Here is a 21486-nt window from a genome sequence, read left to right as displayed (position 1 = left end):
CGTGCCCAGCCTCCTCCGACGCGTCAAGTCGAAGATGTTCATCTTCGCCCACCGTAGGACACTGACCCTTCTTGACGGCGAATACGGTTCGGTCTTCAAAGGACGCAGCCTGGACTTCGACGAACTCCGGGCGTATGTCCCCGGCGACGAGGTCCGTGACATCGATTGGAAAGCCACGGCACGGCACGGATCACCCCTGGTCAAGCGCTACGTCGCAGTGCGCCGCCACGCGGTCCTGTTACTGGTGGATACCGGAAGGAACATGGCGGCACAGGCGTTCTCGGGGGAGTCCAAGAAGGACATCGCCGTTCATGCGGCCGGGGTCCTGGGGTACCTTGCTTCCCGGCACGGTGACGACGTGGGTCTCCTTCACGGGAACGCCGTTGCGTCCAAGTACCTCCCGCCCCGCAGTGGCGAGGAGCATTTGGAGCGGCTGCTCCGTGAAGTGGATGCGAGTGCTTCCCTTGACGGCCCAGCCAGTGGCATCGCAGCGCAGCTGGATTATGTGCTGAGGTACCTGAAGGGGCGCCTGCTCATTGTCGTCATTGCGGACGAGTTCCTGCCCGATGCCCGCACGGAGGGCCTGATGCGGAGGTTGCGCGGCCGGCACGAAGTCCTGTGGCTGACCGTTCGGGACGCCGAGCTCGCTGCTGAGCTAGGGAGCCAAATGCAAGACAGCACGGACGTGGGCACGGGACGTGGAATTCCCCGGTCCGTGGCCGTGGACGGTAAAGTACGTGCCGCCTACGCTGCGGCAATGCTTAAACGCGACCAAGGGCGGCGGGACGTGTTCCACAGGCTGGGAATCGCCGAGGAACACACAACCGGCAATGAGAACGTCCTGACCGCAGTCTTCTCACTCCTGGAAAAGCACCGCTCCGGAACTTTCACCACAAGAACCTTTGCCCGGGGTGGCACTCGTGCAGGATGAAGCCGGCTTCTATTCGCCCCTGCAGTATCAGCCACAATGGTTGTGGCTTGGGCTCGTTCTGGTGCTCATCATCGGGGCTTGGTACGCATGGATCTTCCGGCCAGCCCGCAAAATGGTGGCGGTCCACGAAGATCCAGCCCGTCAGGTGACGGTGGTGCCGGACCTTGAGACACTTCGGGCCGCCTGCCTGGCCGCAATCAACGCCACAGCTTCAGACGCCGACGCCGGCCGCCTACCCGAGCGCGACGCGCACCAGCGGCTCAGCTTCCTCGTGCGGGAGTTCGCCGGAGCGGCCACCAGCCTGCCAGTGACCTCCATGACCCTCGAGGATCTCCACCGCCACGACCTCAAGGAACTTGCGGCAGTTGTGGCCGGCATCTATCCCAACGAGTTCGCGCCGCTACCCGTCCATACGGTCAGGCAATCCGCGGAGACCGCGCGTCAGGTGGTCTTGGCATGGAACTAAGCTACTGGTGGATTCTTCCCCTGGCCGCAGCAGCCGTGACAGTCACAGCGTGGCTGTACCGCCGCCGTCGTCCGCAAAAAACCAAGCCAATCGCGCACGGTGGGCGGCTCACTGAACTCCCCGAATACCAAAGGGCCCTACGCCGGCACCGCACCCGCTTGGCGCTCGCGGTGGTGTTGGGCGCAGTGTTCCTCGCTGCGACCGCCACGGCAGCGGCAAGGCCCATCCAACGCACAACAGAGCAGCCGGAAGTCAGGAACAGGGACATCGTGCTGTGCTTGGACGTCTCTGGGTCCATGACCAGCACGGATGCCGCCCTCGCTGCGGTATTCGAAGACCTCGCCAAGGAGTTCGACGGCGAAAGAATCGGCATGGTCATCTTCGACAGCAGCAGTGTGCAACTCTTCCCGCTCACCGACGACTACCAGTTCGCCGCCGAACAACTCACGCAAGCGAAGGAAGCCTTGGACAGCGGCACCGGGTCCTTCTTCGACGGCACCTGGAACGGGGAAGGCTCCTCGCTCATTGGTGACGGACTGGCATCCTGCATACAGAGCTTCCCCGACACGGCCGCAGTAGATACCAAGCAAGGGGACAATCAGCCAGGAGACAACCAGCGCTCACGGTCCGTGGTGCTGGCCACGGACAACTTCCTCTCCGGGGAACCGATCTTTACCTTGGACGAGGCCGCAGCCCTGGCCGCCGGAAAAAACGTGAAGGTGTACGCCCTGAACCCCGGCGACATGGACTACGGCGAGCAACCTGAGCAGCCCGGTGCCCAGCTCAGGGCCGCAGCAGAAAGGACCGGCGGCTCCTACTTCACCTTGGACAGCCCCACCGCCGTGCCGGGCATTGTCCAAAAAGTGCAGGAAACCGAGGCCACAAGCTACCTCGCGGCACCGCAGGCAGTAGTCGCCGATACACCCGCTTGGCCTCTGGGTATCGCCTTGCTTGCCGGCTCGGGAATGCTGCTGCTCGGATGGCGGCTGGAACCATGACCTTCGCCCCCATCATTCCGTGGCCCCTACTGGCCTTGGCATTCGTCGCCGTGCTGGGCTTCACTGCCTGGACCTACACGAGGCGTGTTCGAAGCCAGCCGCTTCGAACCTGGAGGCCCGCAGCCCTGCGGAGCGCCGCCGTCGTACTTCTTCTGCTCGCCGCTTTGCGTCCCGGTTGGGCAGGTGGCCAAGCCCAAACCGCCACCGCTGACCTCGACGTCTACTTCGTCGTAGACACCAGCACCAGCATGGCAGCCGAAGACTACAACGGAACCGGCACCCGGCTTTCAGGGGTCAAACAGGACGTCATGGCCATTGCAAAGGAACTCGCGGGAGCCAAGTTCTCCCTCATCACCTTCGACAACAAAGCAACCGTCCGCATGCCGCTCACACAGGACGCAACAGCCCTCAAAACCGCCATGACCACCTTGCAACCCCAAAACAGCAGATACGCCAAGGGGAGCAGCGTCACGGGTGCGGCACAACTCCTGAAAGAAAGGCTCGCAGCCGCTAACCAGCAACGTCCGGGTCGCCCGGCACTGGTCTTCTACGCCGGCGACGGCGAGAACACCAGTGCCGAGGCCCCGGCCCCCATGGATGCCACCCATGTGGCCGGGGGAGCGGTACTGGGGTACGGCACCGGCGGGGGCGGCCCGATGAAGGAAACCGCGGACCCTGACGCTGGATACGTGAAGGACAAAACCTCCAACACCCCACAGGATGCCGTCTCACGAATTGACGAATCGCAGTTGCAAACCATCGCAGAGCAACTCCACGTCCCCTACGCCCACAGAACAGGCGCCGAGCCAACACAGGACATGTTGGGCCAAGCCCGCCCCGGCGCCATGACCGCCATGACACACGACGGCCCGGGGCGCGTAGAGATCTACTGGTTGCTCGCCCTGGCCGCTTTCCTCCTGGCAATCCACGAGCCGTTGCGGCACTTCACCGCACTTCAAGCGCTTCGGCCCACCATGCGGAAGGAGCCCACCCCATGAACGGGGACAACGCACGACGACGGCGAAGCAGCCTTGCACTCTGGTCAGCGCCACCTGCGCTCGTGGCGCTCGCAGTTGCCGCGAAGCTCCTGAGTGTTGGGGTGTTGGGTGTCTCTGCCGGGCAGTCCTTCGATTCCGGGGAGCAGCAGGGTGTCGCCAGCGCGGCGTCGTGGTTGCAGATAGCCAACATCCTTGAGCCGCACAAGGCACATTTCGCCTCCGGGGATGCCCACGTTTTGGCGGGCGACTTCACAGCTGCGCGGAAGGACTTTGAGTCAGCCCTCAAAGCCGGCTCCGGCGTCGATGAGTGCAAAGTGCGCGTCAATCTGGTCCTCAGCATTGAGAAGTTGGGGGACGCCGCCGGGGATCGGGATGCCGCCGCCCAACTGTTCAGGGAAGCCATGGGGGCAGCAAAAAGCGCACCGCCGCAGTGCCACGCGGAAGGTCCGGCAAACGCCGCCGGAGAGGGTGGCAGCCTGGACGCGGCCCAGGACCGGCTGGCCGGCAAAATCACCGAGGGCGAGTCGCGGAACGACGGTGCATCCGCGCCCAACCAGGAAGCGCCGTCGCCCCCCAAACAGGAACAGCTTCAGCAACTTGAAGAGAACGCGCAACAGGCCCAGCGGGAGCGTTCGGAAGGTCAGGAACGCGGCGAGTACCTGCGAGGACCGGACAAAGCCCCGGGTATGGATAGGCCATGGTGACTTGACGAAGCATCTGCTGTGATCGCGTCCCGCGCAACCTCGTCAAGCCAGCCATAACGACGGGCGGCCGGTCACCCGAAAGGTGACCGGCCGCCGTCGTTCGCGGTTAAAAGCTGTTTATGACTCCCACAGGATTTCGTCGTCCACCACGCCGTCCTCATCAGCGGCTACTACCAGCAGCTCGTCGGTGAAGTGCGAGCCGAGGGTGAAGTCCAACACGAAGTACCGCTCCGGCTGACCCGGATAGATGGCCACGTGGCCGAGTTTCAGGGCTTTCAGGAAAACGTCGTTAGTGAGCTGGCCCTTGTCGCTGACACCAAAGACCGATTCGAGTTGCTCTTCCTTGAGCTGCGAGCTGTGGAAGTGCAGGAACTGTTGGGGATTAGTGCCGTCCTGGTCGAGTTCATCGGCGATCATCTCCCTGACCTGATCCACTAGTTCCGGCAGGAAGCGCAATCTATAGTCCACCTTGCGCATGGCCGCCTCATCGAAGTGGTCGTGCGCGGTGACATTGAGGTCCAGCTCCAGCTGGTTGCCGCCAAGTTCGTGTCTCGCGACGAAGCAATGTTCACGCCCGTGATTGAGCTCGATCTCCCCAAAATGTTTGCTCGCTACCTTGCCCATGTGATCAATCTAACCCCATCAACCGGCGGGTTCCAGCACTTCGCAGCAATTCACCTCTGGAGCTTGCGGCCCTTGACAGGAGCGGATTTCAGGGGGTGAAGACCACTCTTTCCCGAGGTGTCCCTGAGAGTGTCCGCAAGCAGCTGTGTGAACAACTGCACTTGGGCTGTGCGCTTTTCGTTGATGAGAAGGGCGAACACGTTCCGGGCCAGCCGGATGTCCGGTACGTCAAGGACCACGACGCCGGGTGGCCGGTGCCGCAGGGCCAGTTCCGGTACCAGCGAGGCACCAAGGCCGGCGGCTGTCATCTCCAGGCTCGCGTGGAAATCGTCGCTGTAGGCCACCACCCGGGGGTGCAGGTTGCAGCTGGCGAACAGGCGTTCGATCACCAGGGCATCGCTGGTGCCCGGGTGGTGGATGATCCATGGCATGTCGGAGAGATGTGCTGCTTCGATCTCGGCGTCCTCGCGGATCTTCCAGGATGCGGGCAGCACTACACGGAAGTCGTCGTCGCCAATCCACTGGCGTTCCAGTGAATGCGGCCACGCCAGGCCGGACTGCCCCACCTGGTACACAAGTGCCACATCCAGTTCACCGCCGCTGCGCAGGCCTTGAATGGTTTGTGCCGGCTCGGCTACGGAGACCCGCAGCTCAATACCCAGTCCGCTCCATCGCTCATTCCTGAGGATGTCCGGCAGTACGTAGGTTGCGAGGCTGGGGAAAATGCCCAGCCTCAGTTCCTGCGCGGGGGAGTCATTGGTCCTTGAGGCTGCTGCCATGAGGGCCTCGACGTCGGTCAGCACTTTCGACGCGTGCCGGGTCATGGTCAACGCGGCCTCCGTTGGGACAACGCTGCGGGCTGACCGCTGGAAGAGCTCGACGCCGGTATCGCGTTCCAGCGCAGCCATCTGTTGGGAGACTGCAGAAGCTGTGTAGCCGAGTTGGGCGGCAGCGGCTGCGAAGGAACCCAACCGGGTGACCTCCATCAAGGTGCGGAGATGGAGAAGGTTGACCATCAGCCGATTTTAGCTGTTCGCCACGCCACATTTTCAAAGTGTCACGACACGCCGTATCCGGGCGACACGCTGAAGATTAAATGTGGCTAAGTAGTCCACAGGGTGTGGATGACATCTCTCAATTCGGCGGAATCACGGACATTTTGAGGGCCCCCGCCTGTGGACGAGCGGTGGATTGAATGACATACTTGTAATACATCATCTTGGGGTTCCGGCGAGGCGCTTGCACTACATGTAGTATCGATTTACGGATTGAGCGGGAAACCAGCACAAGACTAAATAAGCGTGTTGGCTGCCACAGCAGCCCGCGGGCCGGTATCGGATTCAGAAACTAGTTCCGGTTGAGCCCGCCAGATACGAAGAGCGACAGACTTCAACTAAGGGGACAGGGATCATGACCGTTACGGTTTACACGAAGCCGGCCTGTGTTCAGTGCAACGCAACCTACCGTGCACTCGACAAGAAGGGCATTGCCTACCAGAGTGTCGACATCTCCCAGGACGCCGAGGCCCTCGAGCGCCTCAAGGCCTTGGGCTACATGCAGGCGCCGGTTGTCGTGACCGAGCAGGACCACTGGTCTGGTTTCCGCCCGGACAAGATCGAGGAACTGGCCCAGGCTGTTTCCTCCGTGGCCTAAGTTTCCATTCAAACTTCGCCACCACGGCAAACTCAGAATTCCTATGTAGTGGAGGTGACTCCCATGGCACCGCTGGCAACGGCAACCGTACGCGAAGCTGCGGAAGCGGTCACCACCAGGAGTCACCTCATCTACTTTTCCTCGACCTCCGAGAACACCAAACGATTCGTCCAAAAATTGGGCAGGGATGCAGCACGCATCCCGCTCTATGCCCAGGATGCCCCGCTTCAGGCCCTTGAACCTTTCGTCCTTGTGCTGCCCACTTACGGCGGAACAAACGGCGAAGGTTCTGTGCCGAAACAGGTCATCAGGTTTTTGAACGATCCCCGGAACAGGAAACTGATCCGGGGTGTTATTGGAGCAGGGAACACCAATTTCGCGGATAACTACTGCGCAGCGGGGGACATCATCTCCGTCAAGTGCAAGGTGCCGCATCTTTACAAATTTGAACTCATGGGGACGCCGGAAGACGTTCAACGGGTCAACGAAGGGCTGGAAAAGTTTTGGACACAACTGTCGCAGAAACAGAAGTAACCGGGGGCGCTGTGGACACGGTCAAGAAGCCGCTGCCTGAGGCTTTCAAGGGCTTGGGTTATCACGAGCTCAACGCCATGCTGAACCTGTATGGCCCCAACGGTGAGATCCAGTTCGAAGCCGACCGTGAAGCTGCGCACCAGTACTTCCTGCAGCACGTGAACAACAACACGGTGTTCTTCCACGACCTGGAAGAGAAGCTCGACTACTTGGTGAAGAACCAGTACTACGAGCGCGAAACCCTCGACCAGTACACGATGAACTTCATCCGCGACCTCTTCAACCGCGCGTACAAAAAGAAGTTCCGCTTCGAGACCTTCCTCGGCGCCTTCAAGTTCTACACGTCTTACACGCTGAAGACTTTTGACGGCAAGCGTTTCCTTGAGCGCTACGAAGACCGCGTCTGCATGGTGGCCCTCCACCTGGCCCGCGGTGACGAAGAGCTGGCCAACCGCCTCGTCGACGAAATCATTGACGGCCGCTTCCAGCCGGCCACTCCCACGTTCCTCAATGCCGGCAAGGCTCAGCGCGGTGAGCTCGTCTCCTGCTTCCTGCTCCGCATCGAGGACAACATGGAGTCGATTGCCCGCGCCATCAACTCAGCCCTCCAGCTCTCCAAGCGCGGCGGCGGTGTAGCTCTTTCGCTCACCAACATCCGCGAGCACGGCGCCCCGATCAAGCAGATCGAGAACCAGTCCTCCGGTGTTATCCCCGTGATGAAGCTCCTCGAAGACAGCTTCTCCTACGCCAACCAGCTCGGTGCCCGCCAGGGCGCAGGTGCAGTGTACCTGCACGCCCACCACCCGGACATCCACCGCTTCCTGGACACCAAGCGCGAGAACGCTGACGAGAAAATCCGCATCAAGACGCTCTCCTTGGGCGTCGTGGTTCCGGACATCACGTTCGAGCTCGCCAAGAAGAACGAGGACATGTACCTCTTCTCCCCGTACGACGTCGAGAAGGTCTACGGCGTTCCGTTCTCCGATATTTCGGTGACTGAGAAGTACTACGAGATGGTTGACGATTCCCGGATCAAGAAGACCAAGATCAGCGCCCGCGAGTTCTTCCAGACCCTCGCGGAGATCCAGTTCGAGTCCGGCTACCCGTACATCATGTTCGAGGACACCGTGAACCGGGCCAACCCGATCGACGGCAAGATCACCATGAGCAACCTGTGCTCGGAGATCCTGCAGGTTTCTTCGCCGTCCATCTACGCCGAGGACCTCAGCTACGAGACCGTGGGCAAGGACATTTCCTGCAACCTCGGTTCCATGAATATCGCCAAGACCATGGATTCGCCGGACTTTGGACTCTCCATTGAGACCTCCATCCGCGCCCTCAGCGCTGTTTCGGACATGTCGTACATCAACTCCGTGCCTTCCATCGCCCAAGGCAATGCCCAGAGCCACGCGATTGGCCTCGGCCAGATGAACCTCCACGGCTACCTTGCCCGCGAGCACGTCCACTACGGTTCCGAAGAGGGCCTGGACTTCACCAACATCTACTTCTACACGGTGCTGTTCCATGCTCTGCGCGCTTCCAACCGTCTGGCCATCGAGACCGGCCAGAAGTTCGGCGGATTCGAGAAGTCCACCTACGCTTCCGGTGAGTTCTTCGACAAGTACACCGAGCAGGAATGGGTTCCGGCAACTGAGCGCGTCAGCGAGCTCTTCGCCGGCCACCACATCCCCACCCAGGATGACTGGCGCGAGCTGAAGGCTTCGGTCATGGAGCACGGTATCTACAACCAGAACCTGCAGGCCGTGCCGCCCACCGGTTCCATCAGCTACATCAACAACTCCACGTCCTCGATCCACCCGGTGGCCGCCAAGATCGAAATCCGCAAGGAAGGCAAGATCGGCCGCGTTTACTACCCGGCTCCGTACCTAACCAATGACAACCTGGAGTACTACCAGGATGCCTACGAAATCGGCTACGAGAAGATCATCGACACCTACGCCGCTGCCACGCAGCACGTGGACCAGGGCCTGTCCCTGACGCTGTTCTTCAAGGACACCGCCACCACGCGTGACATCAACAAGGCGCAGATCTACGCATGGCGCAAGGGCATCAAGACCCTCTACTACATCCGTCTCCGCCAGATGGCCCTCGAAGGGACCGAGGTTGAGGGCTGCGTCAGCTGTGCGCTCTGATCAACCGCGCTGAAAACTAAAGATTACGACGGCGGGTTACCACCCGCCGTCGTAGGCTTATCTCAAGAAAACCATCGCTTTAAGGGGATGAAATGACCGAAAAGGTCAAGCTGCTGACACACGTCGAGGCCATCAACTGGAACAAGATCCAGGACGACAAGGACGTGGAAGTCTGGAACCGCCTGGTCAATAACTTCTGGCTCCCGGAGAAGGTGCCGCTGTCCAACGACGTCCAGTCGTGGCACACACTGACGCCGGACGAGCAGCAGCTCACCATGCGCGTTTTCACCGGCCTCACTCTCCTGGACACCATCCAGGGCACCGTCGGCGCCGTTTCGCTGATTCCGGACGCGATCACCCCCCACGAAGAAGCTGTGTACACCAACATTGCCTTCATGGAGTCGGTGCACGCCAAGTCCTACTCGTCCATCTTCTCCACCCTGTGTTCTACCAAGGAGATTGACGACGCTTTCCGCTGGTCCCTCGAAAACGAGAACCTGCAGAAGAAGGCCCAGATCGTCATGGACTACTACCAGGGCGACGACCCCCTGAAGCGGAAGGTGGCCTCCACGCTGCTGGAGAGCTTCCTCTTCTACTCGGGCTTCTACCTGCCCATGTACTGGTCCTCGCGCGCCAAGCTCACGAACACGGCTGACCTCATTCGCCTCATCATTCGCGACGAGGCCGTGCACGGTTACTACATCGGCTACAAGTTCCAGAAGGGCTTGGAGAAGGTTTCCGAGGCCCGCAAGCAGGAAATCAAGGACTACACGTTCGAGCTGCTCTTCGAGCTGTACGAAAACGAAGTTCAGTACACGCACGACCTCTACGACGGTGTCGGCCTTGCCGAGGACGTCAAAAAGTTCCTGCACTACAACGCCAACAAAGCCCTCATGAACCTCGGCTACGAGGCCATGTTCCCCGCTTCCGTCACCGACGTGAACCCGGCCATCCTGTCGGCCCTGTCCCCGAACGCCGACGAGAACCACGACTTCTTCTCCGGCTCGGGCTCCTCCTACGTGATTGGCAAAGCTGTCAACACGGAGGATGAGGACTGGGAGTTCTAAGACGTCGTCTATTAGTCGACTTTAGAAGGCGGACAGCGAGCGATCGCTGTCCGCCTTTTTTGTGCGCAGCTTGAGGCAACGCAGCTCCGTCGGCGGGTGGTTATGTTCTGGAGGGGCGGTGTCCGGGTAGGGGTGGGGCTTTCGATTGATAGCTGTGTCCGGTGGGGGTGCTGATTTCCTGGGTGTGCGTACCCCCGTGCACGCCGGCATGCACGGTTTTGGTGGTCCAGCCGGGGTTTTCCTTGGTGTGGTTGCACGCCTCGCATAGACCTGCACCGTTGGCGAGGTTCGTTTTCCCTCCGGAACGCCAAGGAACCACATGGTCGATATGCCGGATCGGCGCATCGCAGTACGGCATCCGGCAGGTATCGTCGCGGGTTTCAATGAAGCGCCGAAGCCTCGCCGGGAAGAGCCGGGCTTTGGAGTCCATGCTCAACAGCTCACCACTGGCTGGTGCGGTGTAGAGCCGGCGAAGCCAGACAGTGAGCTCTGTATCCGGCGTTGTCGCGTGGACCTGGCCGGCTTGCCCCGAACCGACTATTTCCCTCCCCCATTCTGCCGGGACGATTCCGTAGCCCTTGAGCCGGGCCGGTTCGCTGTCGCCTTGGAACAGGGTGCGGTCGGTCATGACGAGGTCCAGGTTGATCCCTGAAATCCCGCCAGGTGTACCGGTGACGCGCTCGACCAAGGTATCGGCCGTGACCTGACCACGGGTCGGGACAACACCAGAGCCCGCATCATCGCTGGAACGGGCCGAATCAGCAGCCTGGCAAAGAGCAGCGTAAACAGCCACCCCTTGCGCGACCGGAAGCAGCGCCGTCAGGTACGTCATGGTGTCCGGAGCAGGGCGCAGGCTCACCATCCGCTCGGCTGCGGCACGGCTCGCACGCCCGACCACCGACCGCGGATCACGCCGATACGCAGCAGCCTTCGCCGCCGCAACAATCGCCTTATCGCCCTTCCCCTCAAAAGTCCCGGTATCGGCAGCGAGTTCCTCATCCACCGCGCACCGGTCCTCAACAGACAAACACGCGGTCTCTTTCACCAGCAGCGTGGCCCGCCACTCATTCAACTGCCCCGACTTCAAAGCCGCCAACGTCCGCGGCATCTCCAGCACAAGGGCCTTCGCCAAACCCAGCAACCGGGACCCACGATTCGGCGACTCCCGCCGGGCCAACGCCACCTGAGCACCCACCCCACTGCCACGCTCCGAAACAGGAACACCCGCCTCGGCCTGCTCTGCACGCTGGGCAAGATCAAAAGCCACAGCAACCCGCGCCTGCAAAGCCGTGATGGCCGACTTCATCTCCTCCAAAACCCGCAACTGCTCGATCAGGTCCCCACTCACGGAGCCGGCCGGAACCGCGCCGGGCTGAGGCACGCCTCGGGATGTGGCAAGAAGAGGCGCAGCGGACACCGCTGTCTTCGTTTGCCTTTCCCGGATCTGCTTCATGTCCCTACTCTCGCAGGAGGCACTGACATTATTAGACGCTTCATCCGCGACGGAGTTGAACCATCCCGCCCTTGTCCGCGTCTTCACATCAGGGGAGGATAAGTGCCATCTTCGGGAGGTTCACCATGGTGCAGCTTGAGAAGTTCGAAAAGTACTTGATTGAAGAGTTTTACGACGACTTCCGGTCGGGGGACATGTCGCACAAGACATTCACCAGGCGGGTGGCGTTCATCATGGGAAGCATGACTGCGGCCGCGGCAGCCATGACTTTGGTGGGCTGTACACCGGACGAGGTTCCTCAAACCACCGACCCCATGCCCACGCCTTCACCGACATCCGAGGCGGCAAGAACAGGGACCGCGACTACTGCAGTTCCCAACGCCAAGAGTCCGTTATCTGTCCCGGAAGGTGCTGCGGGCCTGACGACGGCAACAGTGACGTTCCCCGCAAACGGGACGGAAATCAGCGCGTACCTGGCCAGGCCCGAGGGGAGCCAAAAGGGTCCCGGCGTCTTGATCTGCCACGAAAACCGCGGGCTCACGCAGCACATCCAGGACGTTGCCCGACGTTTCGCCAAGGAAGGGTACGCGGCGCTGGCGCTGGACCTCCTCAGCAGGGAGGGCGGCACCGCGAATATGGATCCGGACGCTGTCCCCGGCGCTCTGACGCAGGCGGGCGCCCAAAGGCACGTGGACGATTTCAAAGCAGCCTTGGAGTACATCAACGGCCAGGATTTCGTCGAAGAGGGCCGGATCGCCATGGTGGGTTTCTGCTTCGGTGGCGGCATCACATGGCAGGCAAGCACCGAGATCCAAGGACTCAAAGCAACATCCGCCTTCTACGGTCCCGCGCCGGACCTGGCCAAGGTGCCCACCATCAAGCCGGCGGTCCTTGGCGTCTACGCGGAGAACGATGCACGTATCACCGGGGCAATGCCCCAGCTGCAGGCAGCCTTGGATGCCTCAGCGGTCAAGCACCAGCTCAAGGTGTACCCCGGCGTGGACCACGCGTTCCACAATGACACGGGCGAGCGCTACGTGGAGGCCCAGGCAACGGCAGCGTGGAACGACACCCTGACATGGTTCAAGGACAACGTCTAAACACCCCTAGCCCTGCAAACGCGCAGCCTCGCTCGCCAGCTCGGCCTCCAAGGTCTCGATACTCGGCAGGCTCGCCACCAACTCATCGGGCAAGGAGTCAGCAACGGAGGTTTTCCACTCCGCGATGCCCACAGGAGCGTTGAATCCACGCAGTGCGTACTCGGCCACCACGCTGTTCTTCTCCTTGCACAACAGCAGGCCGATGGTGGGCTTGTCGTCAGGATGCGCCATGAGGTCGTCCACGGCCGCCATATACATACCCAATTGCCCGAGGAACCCAGGTTCGAACTTCACGGCCTTGAGTTCGATGACCATGTAGCAGCGCAACTTCAGATGATAGAAGAGCAGATCCGCGAAGAACTCGTCCCCGGCAATCTCCAGCCGCACCTGCTCACCAACGAAAGCGAAACCCTGGCCCAGCTCCAGCAGGAATTTCTCCACGTGTTTCACCAACTGCAGCTCCAGGTCCCGTTCGGTGTGCCGATCACTCATGGACAGAAAGTCAAAGACGTAGGGGTCCTTGGTCGCCTGCTGCGCGAGGTCCGAATCGGCAGGGATCATGGTGGTTTTGAAGTTGGTGATGGCCTGCCCTGAGCGTTCGTGCAGACGCGTTGAGATCTGGTGGGTCAGCACGTTGCGCGACCATCCGTGTTGGGCAGCCGCCGCGGCGTACCAAAGGCGCGTGGCGGCGTCGTCGAGCTTTTCCAGCAGTGCGATCTGGTGGTACCAGGGCAATGTTGCAAGCGGCGCTTGCAACATTGGAAAGTCCGGCCATGCTTGGGCGAAGCTCTTCATGTACCTCAGGTTCCTGGGGGAGAAGCCTTTTGCTTCCGGGAACCGTGTCCGGATGTCGGCGGACAAACGGGTGACCACCTTGGCTCCCCAGCCTTGCTCGGATTCACGCTCGGCGAGCTGCCGGCCGATACTCCAGTAAGAATTCAACAACTCGCTATTGGCGGCTGCCAGCGCCCGGGTCCTGCCGACACGGACCTCTTGAGCCACGGTGTTGAGCAGTGTCGGGTACCAGTCGGGCATGGACGAAGCAGCGGGGACACCCGGAAAGGATGCCTCGGTGGCGAGCTCTTGGGACGGCATGTTGCTCCTGTCGGTTGCTGTTGTCATCACGATAGGGGGAGGCACTGACAAAATAGACAGGTGAGTGAAGCCGGTGAATTCGTGGACTACACCCTGCAGATGGAATCGACCTGGGAGAAGGCGGCAGAGGCCAGTGAACGTCTGGGCGGGAGCCTGAAGGTATACGGCGCGTCCGTGGGCGCGGTGCGTGGCACGGTCCGGGATGCGCTGAAGCGGTACAAGAACCTCAACCATGACGACATCACCGCCCTGAGCTCGGAACTTTGGGAGGAGCCGGTCTTCGAACGCCGCCTCGCGGCGGTGGTTCTGCTGCAGGCCAAGGTCGGGCTTCTCGTCAACACGGATCTGACGCGCATCGAGGGATTCATCAGGCATGCAGGAACCCGGGAGCTGGTGGACCCGCTGGCCAGAGACGTTGTGAGGCCTCTCATTGCGCGGCTGGAAGGACTCGCGAAGGAACGCGCAGAACGCGTCCTGGAACGTTGGGCGACTGATCCGGACGCCGAACTACAGCATGCAGCTGCCCTGGCGAGAGACGCCGCCACCCCTTGATAAGCACCAGCGACCCGCCTAGCGTTTCCCTCAACACATGCCACTGAGTTTGAGAGGCGGATTGTTCGATGAAATCGCTATGGCTTGACCGCAAATCTCACTTCACGTCTGACGCAATCCCCGCTGAGAAGCACTTTGACACGATTGTGGTGGGCGCCGGCCTCACCGGAATGGTCGCAGCTTTGCTCTTGTCCCGCTCCGGCCAGCGCGTGGTGGTTTTCGAGGCCCGGACACTAGGCGCTGTGACTACGGGAAACACAACTGGCAAGCTGAGCCTCCTGCAGGGCGGTGTGCTTTCCGCGTTGCGCAGCCAGTACTCGCTGAAGGTGGTCCAGGCCTATGTGGAAGCCAACAAGACCGGACAAGCCTGGCTTGCGCAGTACATGGAGCAGCAAGGCGTCCCCTTCCAGCGCAGGACCGCGGTCACCTTCGCAACCACCGACGACGGCGGGCAGCGGCTCCGCAAGGAAGCTGCCGTTTCGCGGGACGCGGGTTTGGATGTCCATTTCAGCCGTGATCCTGGATTGCCGTTCCCTGTTGTGGAGGCGCTGGAGCTCGAAGACCAAGCGCAGATTCACCCCATGGATGTCCTTGAGACCCTCGCCAGCGATGTCCGGGAGCACGGCGGCCTGATCGTTGAGGGCGTGCAGGTCCAGAACGTGGGCTCAGATCTGCCGTTGGAAGTGGCCACCCGCAAAGGAACGTTCACCGCGGACACTGTGGTGGTTGCCACAGGAACGCCCATCCTGGACCGCGGTTTGTACTTCGCGAAGCTCGAACCGAACCGTTCCTACGCCGCCGCCCTTCGCGTGGCAGGGGACATTCCGAAGGGAATGTACCTGTCCATCGACGCGCCAACCCGATCCCAGCGGACCTATCCCACTCCCGAGGGCGAGTTGCTCTTGGTTGGCGGCTACGGGCATACCGGTGGCCGCGCCACTTCGCCGCAACAGCATCTGAATGACCTGCTGGGATGGGCCCATGAGCACTACCCTGGAGCTGAGGTCACCCACACGTGGTCAGCACAGGACTACCAAGCCACTAACCTGATGCCGTTCTTCGGCAAACTTCCCCGTGGCCACGGACGGATCTTCTTTGGCACCGGCTACAACAAATGGGGGATGAGCAACGGAGTGGCTGCTGCCCTGTCCATCACCTCGGACATCCTGGGTGGCCAGTCCGACTGGGCCACGGCGATCCATCACCGGGTCACATCACCCCAAGGTGCCATCCAATCCATTCGCCTCAATGCCAGCACCGCCAAACGGATGATCGAGGACAAGGCCAAGGTCAGGAGCAACCCTGAAATCACTGACGCAACGCGCCCACCGGAAGGCAGTGGCGTCGTCGGGCTCTACAAGGGCGAGCCCGCGGCGGTGTCCACCGTGGACGGGAAGGTCTGCATGGTGTCCGCCAGCTGCGCGCACTTGGGCGGATTATTGACCTGGAACGACGCTGAAAAATCGTGGGACTGCCCCTTGCACGGTTCGCGTTTCACCCCGGAAGGAAAGTACCTGGAAGGCCCGGCCACGCACCACCTGCAGAAGTCGCCGGTCAAGAAGAAGGACTAGCTCAGCCGCTCGACGCGCCGCTGGGCTTGGTCCGCGGCGCGTCGTTGCTGCGTTGCGGCCCGGACCGCACGCTTCTTGTCTGATTCCGCGGATTCCGCATCACGGGTAATCCCAATGAGTTCGGCTTCAAGAGTGGCCAGACGCTTATTGATGTCTTCGATCTCGGATTTGAGGTCTGTTCGACGGCCGGCCAGCTCTTTGACGGTGTCCCACGCCTCGGATGCTGCCGCTTCTGCTTCCTTGGCGTCCTTGTCGGCGGCTTCGAAGTCGCGGCGGGCCTCTTCCAGTGCGGCTTGTTGTTTGGCGGCACGCCGATCGGCGAGGGACGTCGCCTCGTCCTTTGGTTCCTTCTCTTTGGACGGCTTCTCTTTAGAGGGCTTGTCCTTGGAAGGTGACGCCGGTTCCGTCTTGGCCGCGCGCTTTGCAGGCGCCTTCGCAGATACGGGGCCAGCTTCGTCGTCCGGACCGGTCGCAGCGATGGCACCTGTAAGGTCCACTGTCTCAAAGCCGCTCCCGCTGAGTCCCCGCACCAGCCGCCCGGTTCCTACCGCGGCGGCGGCCCCGGCATCGGCCATGGCGGCCCTGAGCGTTTGCTCAACGTCGGATGCCGCGGCAGCACTAAGAGGAGCGCCAAGCTCGGAGGCAAGATCTTTGGCCGCATGCACAGCAGATGTCAGTTGGCCCTGGCGCTGCTGCCCGAGTTCGCGAAACACTTCTGCGTCGCCCTCCTCCTGGGCGGTTCGCAGCGAAACACCAAAGCGTACGACGCCGTCAATCACCTCGGGCTTGTGAACGGCCAGCATGTTGATGGCCCAGGCGCCGGCGGCCGGCTTTGGGAGGTTGCCAATCTCTTTAGCCAGGTCCTTCTGGCCGGCATCCTTCGCTTTGCGGACAAGCGCAGTTCGTTCGGCCGTGAAATCACGGGGTGTCACGGCGTACAGCTCCTGGGCGGCATCGCGGAGGTCCATCCACTCATCCTAGGGTTCGCACTGGTCCTTCGGTTTGGACTCGTCCAGAGTTTCCGCCGTGCAGTCCATGAGCGCGAGTCTTCATTGACCCGCTGCTTAGGGTAGCCTAAGTCGAGTGGACCAGATCATGAGTTTGCCTTTCGGCGTCGCACTCGCGGCGCTCTTCGCGATCGTCATGATCCGCGTCAACGTCACCTACTGGATTGGGCGGGGAGCGGTGGCCGGACTCGCGCACACCCGCTTCGGTGATTCTTTGGAGCGGCCCAAAGCAGCGCGTGCCCAGGCCCTGATTCAGCGCTGGGGACCGTACGCCGTCGTACTCTCTTTCCTGACCATCGGCCTCCAGACGGCCATCAACCTTGCAGCGGGCGCAGCCCGCATGCCGCTCCGACGGTACTTGCCCGCCGCCGTGGCGGGTTCTGTCATCTGGGCACTGCTTTACGCGACCATTGGTCTTGCTGCTTTGGAGGCGTGGCTGGCGGTAGCGGCGGCGTCGCCAGTTGGTGCTGCGGTGGGAATCGCAGCCTTGGCGGCCATCGTCGTCTGGGTTGTCGTGTTCCGTCGGCGTCGGGCGAGGACCAAATCAGCGGATACAGTGGTCTGAGTTCTACAGCTGGATCGGCGAAAGGCCTGGGTTGACTACTGCATTACCGGAACTGGCGGACGGCGATTTTTACTACGAATCATTGGGCGAGGGCCGCTACCGGTCCACCATCCATGCCCAAGGCGCGTGGAATCCCCACGAACAACACATGGCCCCCGCCTCGGGCATCATCGCCGATGCCCTGGTTCGCCATGAGCCACGAAACGACGTCCGCCTGGCGCGGATCAGCTACGAAATCCTCGGTCTGATTCCCGGTGGCGAGTTCCAGGTCACCACCTCGACGTTGAGGCCGGGACGGACCATCGAACTCATCCAGGCAGAGCTTTCGGCGGGAGGCCGTGTGGCAATCCGTGCTGCCGCGTGGCGTATGGTCACCAGCGACACCAGCGCTGTAGCCGCAGTGGAAGATGAGTCCATGCCGGCCCCGGACGAATGCAAGCCATGGGATGGCGCCAGCGTGTGGCCCGGGGGATACATCCGGTCCTTGGAGATGCGCATTGCCGAAGGACACCGGCCTGGTTCGGGCAAGGTGTGGATCCGGACATCCCATCCGCTGACCGACCAACACGACAGCACCGATCTCGCCCGCCTCATGGGCTTGGTGGATACCGCGAACGGCATCGCGGCCCGTGTTCCACCTGGTGAAAACAGCTACATTTTTCCCAATGTCGATCTTCAGATCCACATGTACCGTGCTCCGTCGGGTGAATGGTTGGGGCTGGACAACAAGGTCTCTTTCGGGGCTGACGGCATCGGCCTGACATCCACTGTGCTCCATGATGCCAACGGACCTTTCGGGCGGGCTGAACAGATCCTGACGTTGAGGAAGAGTTGATGGGCGGCTCGGAAGCAGGGACCCGCCAGCTTACGGTTTATCGCCAGAAGGATTCGATGGGGGCGGCGGGAGACCTCGATTTCGCCTTGGAGCTGCTTCAGCGTGCCCGCAACGGCAAGCTCGGTCCGTCCCTCCGCCTGTATCGTCCGCAACCTACCGTGGCTTTCGGCCAGCGCGATGCCAACCTTCCTGGTTTTCACGCAGCGGAGGAGGCATGCCGGGAACTCGGTTTTGAGCCCCTGATACGCAAAGCCGGGGGCCGCGCCGCCGCGTATCACCAAGGGACCCTGGTGATAGATCATATTGAGCCGCATCCCGACGCGATCGTGCGTGCCAAAGCCCGTTTCTCGGAGTTTGGTGAGCTGCTGGCCGGTGCGCTTCGCAGCGTCGGCGTCCATGCCGCCGTCGGCGAAATTCCGGGGGAGTACTGTCCGGGGGAGTTTAGCGTCCACGGTGAGGACCCCGATTTTCCTGCTCACCGCATCAAGCTCATCGGCACTGCCCAACGCGTCGTCTCCGGAGGTTGGTTGTTCAGCTCCGTGATCGTGGTGGAGGACTCCAAACCCATTCGCGAGGTACTGGCCGCGAGTTATGCTGCGCTCGGCCTCGAATGGGACACCGCCACTGCCGGGGCTGCGAATGACCTGCTGCCGCATCTGGACGTAGCAACCGTGGAGGACGCCGTGATTGAGGCTTACCGCGGTTACGCAGACATCATCGACGGCGACTTCCAGACTTTGCTGGCCTAGTCGCCGCAGGTCCGTTGAGCGTGTTGGTGCCCGGGTCTAGTCTGAATTAGACAGGGTTTCCCAAGCACGCGGATCGCGGTGGAACAATGGGCCGGAAGAAGCACCCTATTGAGGATTCTGACGTAGGCATCAGCGTCAGCCCGCCCAAGAGATCCGCCGCGGGATTGCCCAGTCTGAGCGAAACACTTCCGCACGCCATGGCCGATATGGGGCCGTCCCGGGCGTGGAAGACACTACGGGCCGTCAACCAAAAGGACGGTTTCGATTGCATGAGTTGCGCCTGGCCTGACCCGCCGGAACGTAAGGCTGCTGAATTTTGCGAGAACGGCGCCAAGGCAATCGGGTGGGAGGCGGAGCCACTCAGGATTCCCACGCAGTTCTGGGCGGACAACACCTTGAGTGCCTTGGAGTCCAAATCCGAGTACTGGCTGGGACAGCAAGGAAGGTTGGTGGAACCGGTCTATAAGGCTGCGGGCTCTGATCATTATGAACCTGTGAGTTGGGACCGGGCGTTTGAGGTCATCGCCCAGGAGCTGAACGGGCTTGGGACCCCTGACCAGGCGACGTTCTATACCAGCGGACGCACGAGCAACGAGGCAGCGTTCCTCTATCAACTTTTCGTTCGGGCATTCGGAACCAATAATCTCCCCGACTGCTCCAACATGTGCCACGAATCCACAGGGGTCGCCATGGGGGAAACCATCGGGGTGGGGAAGTCTGCCATCACCTATGCGGACTTTGCCAAGGCTGACCTGATCATCATCATGGGCCAGAACCCGGGAACCTGCCATCCGCGGATGCTTACGGCCCTGGAGGAAGCGAAAGAAGCGGGCGCGGAGATTGTGGCCGTGAATCCGTTGCCCGAGGCTGGTCTGATCAACTTTCGGAACCCGCAACGGCCTCGGGGATTGGTAGGCAAGGGCACAGATCTGGCAGACCAGTTCCTGCAAATCCGCATTGCCGGGGATATGGCATTGTTGCAGGCACTATCGAAGCGTGTCCTCGATGCCGAGAGGGCTGCCCCCGGAACGGTGCTGGACCGCACGTTCATAGATGAGCATTGCCAGGGCTTCGTCGGTTTGGCAGCCCACCTCGCCACGTTGAATGAACGCGATGTCCTCATTGCCACTGGGCTTGGCAGCGCCGATATTGATGAACTGGCCGCAAGGTACGTCCGTGCCGATAAAGTCATCATTACGTGGGCCATGGGCATTACCCAGCACAAGAAGGCCGTGCCCACCATCAAGGAGATCATCAACCTGCTCCTGTTACGCGGCAACATCGGAAAGCCCGGCGCAGGGCCGGGCCCGATCCGTGGACACAGCAACGTCCAAGGCGACCGGACCATGGGCATTTGGGAGAAGATGCCGCCACGGTTCCTGGAGGCAATCAAGCGGGAGTTCGGCTTTGCCCCGCCACAGAATCCCGGCGTCGATGCAGTGGACAGCATTAGGGGCATGCGGGATGGCAGGATCAAAGTCCTGATCGCGTTGGGAGGTAACCTGATCCACGCAATTTCAGACACCAAGGTTGCTGAAGCGGCGGTGCGGAAAACGCGTCTGTCTGTACAAATCTCAACCAAACTCAACCGCTCCCATGTGGTGGTAGGTGAGCAGGCCCTGATCTTGCCGACGTTGGGTCGCACAGAGATCGACAGGCAGGGCGGCGTGGCGCAGTTTGTCACCGTGGAGGACACGGTCTGCGCGGTACATCGCTCGGTGGGTCCGCTTGAGCCAATAGCCCCGAATGTGTTGTCCGAGGTGGCCATCGTCAGCCGCATGGCCCAAGCTGTCCTAGGCGATAAAGTGCCGGTTGACTGGGTCGGGCTGGAACGCAACTATGACGCCATCCGGGATCACATATCCCGCGTCGTGCCGGGGTTTGAGGATTTCAATGCCCGCATCCGTGAGGAGGATGGCTTCGTCTTGCCGCACGGGCCAAGAGACAGCAGGACATTCCCGACAGCAACGGGCAAGGCCATGTTCTCCGTTAACGAGCTGGAGACAATTACGATTCCCAAGGGCCGCCTGCTCCTGCAAACAATCCGGTCACATGATCAGTTCAACACCACCACGTATGCCATGAACGATCGGTACCGGGGCATAAAGAAAGGCCGCATGGTCCTCTTGGTGAATTCATCGGACCTGGCCGAATTGGGTTTCGAGGACGGGGGCTACGTGGATGTACACAGCGAGGCCGACGACGGCGTTGACCGTGTCCTGCCTCAGTTGCGTTTGGTCGCGTACCCCAGTGCGCGGGGATGCGCAGCGGCTTACTATCCGGAGGCGAACGTCCTGGTGCCGTTGGATTCGACGGCGGAGGAGAGCAATACTCCGGCCTCGAAGTCGGTGATTATCAGGCTTGAGCCGGCCGCCGCCCCGGTATACGGGTCGGCAGCCGGCTGACGCGAACGAAACCGTGAAGCTCGCTA

Annotated in this window: 21 protein-coding genes; 16 read left to right on the top strand and 5 right to left on the bottom strand. The window is 61.5% G+C overall.

Features of this window, described 5'->3' with window-relative positions; genetic code table 11:
• Position 1 precedes the first annotated feature (1 nt).
• The 5 genes from ACNAOT_RS12475 to ACNAOT_RS12455 are packed head-to-tail and all read left to right on the top strand — an operon-like array spanning position 2 to position 4097.
• Positions 2-931 carry a DUF58 domain-containing protein gene (locus ACNAOT_RS12475; protein WP_420178243.1) on the top strand — a complete coding sequence of 310 codons (930 nt, stop codon included), beginning with the start codon at positions 2-4 and terminating at the stop codon, positions 929-931.
• Positions 921-1397, top strand: coding sequence for a hypothetical protein (locus tag ACNAOT_RS12470; RefSeq protein ID WP_178994981.1), 477 nt, complete (start codon positions 921-923; stop codon positions 1395-1397). Before ACNAOT_RS12475 ends, ACNAOT_RS12470 begins: the two co-directional genes overlap by 11 nt.
• On the top strand, positions 1388-2395 hold the full coding sequence (locus tag ACNAOT_RS12465; RefSeq protein ID WP_420178242.1) for a vWA domain-containing protein: 1008 nt from the start codon (positions 1388-1390) through the stop codon (positions 2393-2395). The genes ACNAOT_RS12470 and ACNAOT_RS12465 overlap by 10 nt, the downstream gene beginning before the upstream one ends.
• On the top strand, positions 2377-3393 hold the full coding sequence (locus ACNAOT_RS12460; RefSeq protein ID WP_420178241.1) for a vWA domain-containing protein: 1017 nt from the start codon (positions 2377-2379) through the stop codon (positions 3391-3393). The genes ACNAOT_RS12465 and ACNAOT_RS12460 overlap by 19 nt, the downstream gene beginning before the upstream one ends.
• Complete coding sequence (locus ACNAOT_RS12455; RefSeq protein WP_420178240.1) at positions 3390-4097, top strand: hypothetical protein; 708 nt, start codon at positions 3390-3392, stop codon at positions 4095-4097. The genes ACNAOT_RS12460 and ACNAOT_RS12455 overlap by 4 nt, the downstream gene beginning before the upstream one ends.
• A gap of 117 nt (positions 4098-4214) precedes the next feature.
• Here ACNAOT_RS12455 and ACNAOT_RS12450 read toward each other — a convergent pair whose 3' ends face one another.
• Together ACNAOT_RS12450 and ACNAOT_RS12445 are read right to left on the bottom strand one after the other, a co-directional pair.
• Positions 4215-4721: a DUF2004 domain-containing protein gene (locus tag ACNAOT_RS12450; protein WP_011775024.1), complete on the bottom strand. Its 507-nt coding sequence runs from the start codon at positions 4719-4721 to the stop codon at positions 4215-4217.
• Positions 4722-4771: 50 nt separating this feature from the next.
• Entirely contained in the window at positions 4772-5737 is a 966-nt protein-coding gene (locus ACNAOT_RS12445; RefSeq protein WP_420178239.1) for a LysR family transcriptional regulator, read from the bottom strand.
• 394 nt (positions 5738-6131) lie between these two features.
• On the opposite strand from ACNAOT_RS12445, the gene nrdH reads away from it, so the two are divergent.
• The 4 genes from nrdH (at position 6132) to nrdF (ending at position 10128) form a co-directional block, all read left to right on the top strand.
• Positions 6132-6374: a glutaredoxin-like protein NrdH gene (gene nrdH, locus ACNAOT_RS12440; protein ID WP_011775022.1), complete on the top strand. Its 243-nt coding sequence runs from the start codon at positions 6132-6134 to the stop codon at positions 6372-6374.
• A gap of 63 nt (positions 6375-6437) precedes the next feature.
• A complete protein-coding gene (gene nrdI / locus ACNAOT_RS12435) occupies positions 6438-6908 on the top strand; it encodes a class Ib ribonucleoside-diphosphate reductase assembly flavoprotein NrdI (RefSeq protein ID WP_091467904.1) in 471 nt (156 codons plus the stop codon).
• Between the two features lie 32 nt (positions 6909-6940).
• Positions 6941-9061: a class 1b ribonucleoside-diphosphate reductase subunit alpha gene (gene nrdE, locus ACNAOT_RS12430; protein WP_420181162.1), complete on the top strand. Its 2121-nt coding sequence runs from the start codon at positions 6941-6943 to the stop codon at positions 9059-9061.
• 92 nt (positions 9062-9153) lie between these two features.
• Positions 9154-10128, top strand: coding sequence for a class 1b ribonucleoside-diphosphate reductase subunit beta (gene nrdF, locus ACNAOT_RS12425; protein ID WP_011775019.1), 975 nt, complete (start codon positions 9154-9156; stop codon positions 10126-10128).
• A 100-nt stretch (positions 10129-10228) separates the two neighbouring features.
• Here the strand turns inward: nrdF and ACNAOT_RS12420 are convergent, their stop codons facing one another.
• The gene (locus tag ACNAOT_RS12420; RefSeq protein WP_420178238.1) at positions 10229-11581 is read right to left on the bottom strand and encodes an HNH endonuclease; all 1353 of its coding nucleotides are present in this window, start codon (positions 11579-11581) and stop codon (positions 10229-10231) included.
• A 125-nt stretch (positions 11582-11706) separates the two neighbouring features.
• On the opposite strand from ACNAOT_RS12420, the gene ACNAOT_RS12415 reads away from it, so the two are divergent.
• On the top strand, positions 11707-12681 hold the full coding sequence (locus tag ACNAOT_RS12415) for a dienelactone hydrolase family protein (RefSeq protein WP_420178237.1): 975 nt from the start codon (positions 11707-11709) through the stop codon (positions 12679-12681).
• Positions 12682-12687: 6 nt separating this feature from the next.
• Here ACNAOT_RS12415 and ACNAOT_RS12410 read toward each other — a convergent pair whose 3' ends face one another.
• Positions 12688-13776 (bottom strand): PDDEXK nuclease domain-containing protein, encoded by a 1089-nt coding sequence (locus tag ACNAOT_RS12410; RefSeq protein ID WP_179016501.1) that lies wholly within the window; start codon positions 13774-13776, stop codon positions 12688-12690.
• 60 nt (positions 13777-13836) lie between these two features.
• On the opposite strand from ACNAOT_RS12410, the gene ACNAOT_RS12405 reads away from it, so the two are divergent.
• Together ACNAOT_RS12405 and ACNAOT_RS12400 are read left to right on the top strand one after the other, a co-directional pair.
• Positions 13837-14328 carry a DNA alkylation repair protein gene (locus ACNAOT_RS12405; protein ID WP_420178236.1) on the top strand — a complete coding sequence of 164 codons (492 nt, stop codon included), beginning with the start codon at positions 13837-13839 and terminating at the stop codon, positions 14326-14328.
• Positions 14329-14396: 68 nt separating this feature from the next.
• Entirely contained in the window at positions 14397-15899 is a 1503-nt protein-coding gene (locus ACNAOT_RS12400) for an FAD-dependent oxidoreductase (protein ID WP_420178235.1), read from the top strand.
• Here the strand turns inward: ACNAOT_RS12400 and ACNAOT_RS12395 are convergent.
• Positions 15896-16867: a hypothetical protein gene (locus ACNAOT_RS12395; protein ID WP_420178234.1), complete on the bottom strand. Its 972-nt coding sequence runs from the start codon at positions 16865-16867 to the stop codon at positions 15896-15898. The genes ACNAOT_RS12400 and ACNAOT_RS12395 overlap by 4 nt on opposite strands.
• Before the next feature lie 115 nt (positions 16868-16982).
• Here ACNAOT_RS12395 and ACNAOT_RS12390 point away from each other — a divergent pair, with 115 nt between their 5' ends.
• The 4 genes from ACNAOT_RS12390 to ACNAOT_RS12375 all read left to right on the top strand — a co-directional run bounded on the left by ACNAOT_RS12390 (position 16983) and on the right by ACNAOT_RS12375 (position 21460).
• Positions 16983-17471, top strand: a complete 489-nt coding sequence (locus ACNAOT_RS12390) for a VTT domain-containing protein (RefSeq protein ID WP_091467891.1) — start codon at positions 16983-16985, stop codon at positions 17469-17471.
• Positions 17472-17502: 31 nt separating this feature from the next.
• The gene (locus tag ACNAOT_RS12385; protein WP_420178233.1) at positions 17503-18306 is read left to right on the top strand and encodes a thioesterase family protein; all 804 of its coding nucleotides are present in this window, start codon (positions 17503-17505) and stop codon (positions 18304-18306) included.
• Positions 18306-19055, top strand: a complete 750-nt coding sequence (locus tag ACNAOT_RS12380) for a lipoate--protein ligase family protein (RefSeq protein WP_420178232.1) — start codon at positions 18306-18308, stop codon at positions 19053-19055. The genes ACNAOT_RS12385 and ACNAOT_RS12380 overlap by 1 nt, the downstream gene beginning before the upstream one ends.
• A gap of 86 nt (positions 19056-19141) precedes the next feature.
• The gene (locus ACNAOT_RS12375; RefSeq protein WP_420178231.1) at positions 19142-21460 is read left to right on the top strand and encodes an FdhF/YdeP family oxidoreductase; all 2319 of its coding nucleotides are present in this window, start codon (positions 19142-19144) and stop codon (positions 21458-21460) included.
• Positions 21461-21486 lie beyond the last annotated feature (26 nt).

Origin of the sequence: Paenarthrobacter sp. TA1.8, assembly GCF_048595705.1 — a bacterium.
In the GTDB taxonomy this organism is placed as follows: domain Bacteria; phylum Actinomycetota; class Actinomycetes; order Actinomycetales; family Micrococcaceae; genus Arthrobacter; species Arthrobacter nitroguajacolicus.
This window is presented reverse-complemented; position numbering and strand designations above follow the sequence as displayed.

Excerpts from the sequence above, each read along its gene's own strand:
- nrdH (WP_011775022.1), top strand. The coding sequence starts at position 6,132 with ATGACCGTTACGGTTTACACGAAGCCGGCCTGTGTTCAGTGCAACGCA.
- ACNAOT_RS12465 (WP_420178242.1), top strand. The coding sequence starts at position 1,388 with ATGGAACTAAGCTACTGGTGGATTCTTCCCCTGGCCGCAGCAGCCGTG.
- ACNAOT_RS12410 (WP_179016501.1), bottom strand. The coding sequence starts at position 13,776 with ATGCCGTCCCAAGAGCTCGCCACCGAGGCATCCTTTCCGGGTGTCCCC.
- ACNAOT_RS12460 (WP_420178241.1), top strand. The coding sequence starts at position 2,377 with ATGGCGGCTGGAACCATGACCTTCGCCCCCATCATTCCGTGGCCCCTA.
- ACNAOT_RS12445 (WP_420178239.1), bottom strand. The coding sequence starts at position 5,737 with ATGGTCAACCTTCTCCATCTCCGCACCTTGATGGAGGTCACCCGGTTG.
- ACNAOT_RS12375 (WP_420178231.1), top strand. The coding sequence starts at position 19,142 with ATGGGCCGGAAGAAGCACCCTATTGAGGATTCTGACGTAGGCATCAGC.
- ACNAOT_RS12395 (WP_420178234.1), bottom strand. The coding sequence starts at position 16,867 with ATGGACCTCCGCGATGCCGCCCAGGAGCTGTACGCCGTGACACCCCGT.
- ACNAOT_RS12380 (WP_420178232.1), top strand. The coding sequence starts at position 18,306 with ATGGGCGGCTCGGAAGCAGGGACCCGCCAGCTTACGGTTTATCGCCAG.
- ACNAOT_RS12450 (WP_011775024.1), bottom strand. The coding sequence starts at position 4,721 with ATGGGCAAGGTAGCGAGCAAACATTTTGGGGAGATCGAGCTCAATCAC.
- ACNAOT_RS12455 (WP_420178240.1), top strand. The coding sequence starts at position 3,390 with ATGAACGGGGACAACGCACGACGACGGCGAAGCAGCCTTGCACTCTGG.
- nrdF (WP_011775019.1), top strand. The coding sequence starts at position 9,154 with ATGACCGAAAAGGTCAAGCTGCTGACACACGTCGAGGCCATCAACTGG.
- ACNAOT_RS12415 (WP_420178237.1), top strand. The coding sequence starts at position 11,707 with ATGGTGCAGCTTGAGAAGTTCGAAAAGTACTTGATTGAAGAGTTTTAC.
- nrdI (WP_091467904.1), top strand. The coding sequence starts at position 6,438 with ATGGCACCGCTGGCAACGGCAACCGTACGCGAAGCTGCGGAAGCGGTC.
- ACNAOT_RS12400 (WP_420178235.1), top strand. The coding sequence starts at position 14,397 with ATGAAATCGCTATGGCTTGACCGCAAATCTCACTTCACGTCTGACGCA.
- ACNAOT_RS12420 (WP_420178238.1), bottom strand. The coding sequence starts at position 11,581 with ATGAAGCAGATCCGGGAAAGGCAAACGAAGACAGCGGTGTCCGCTGCG.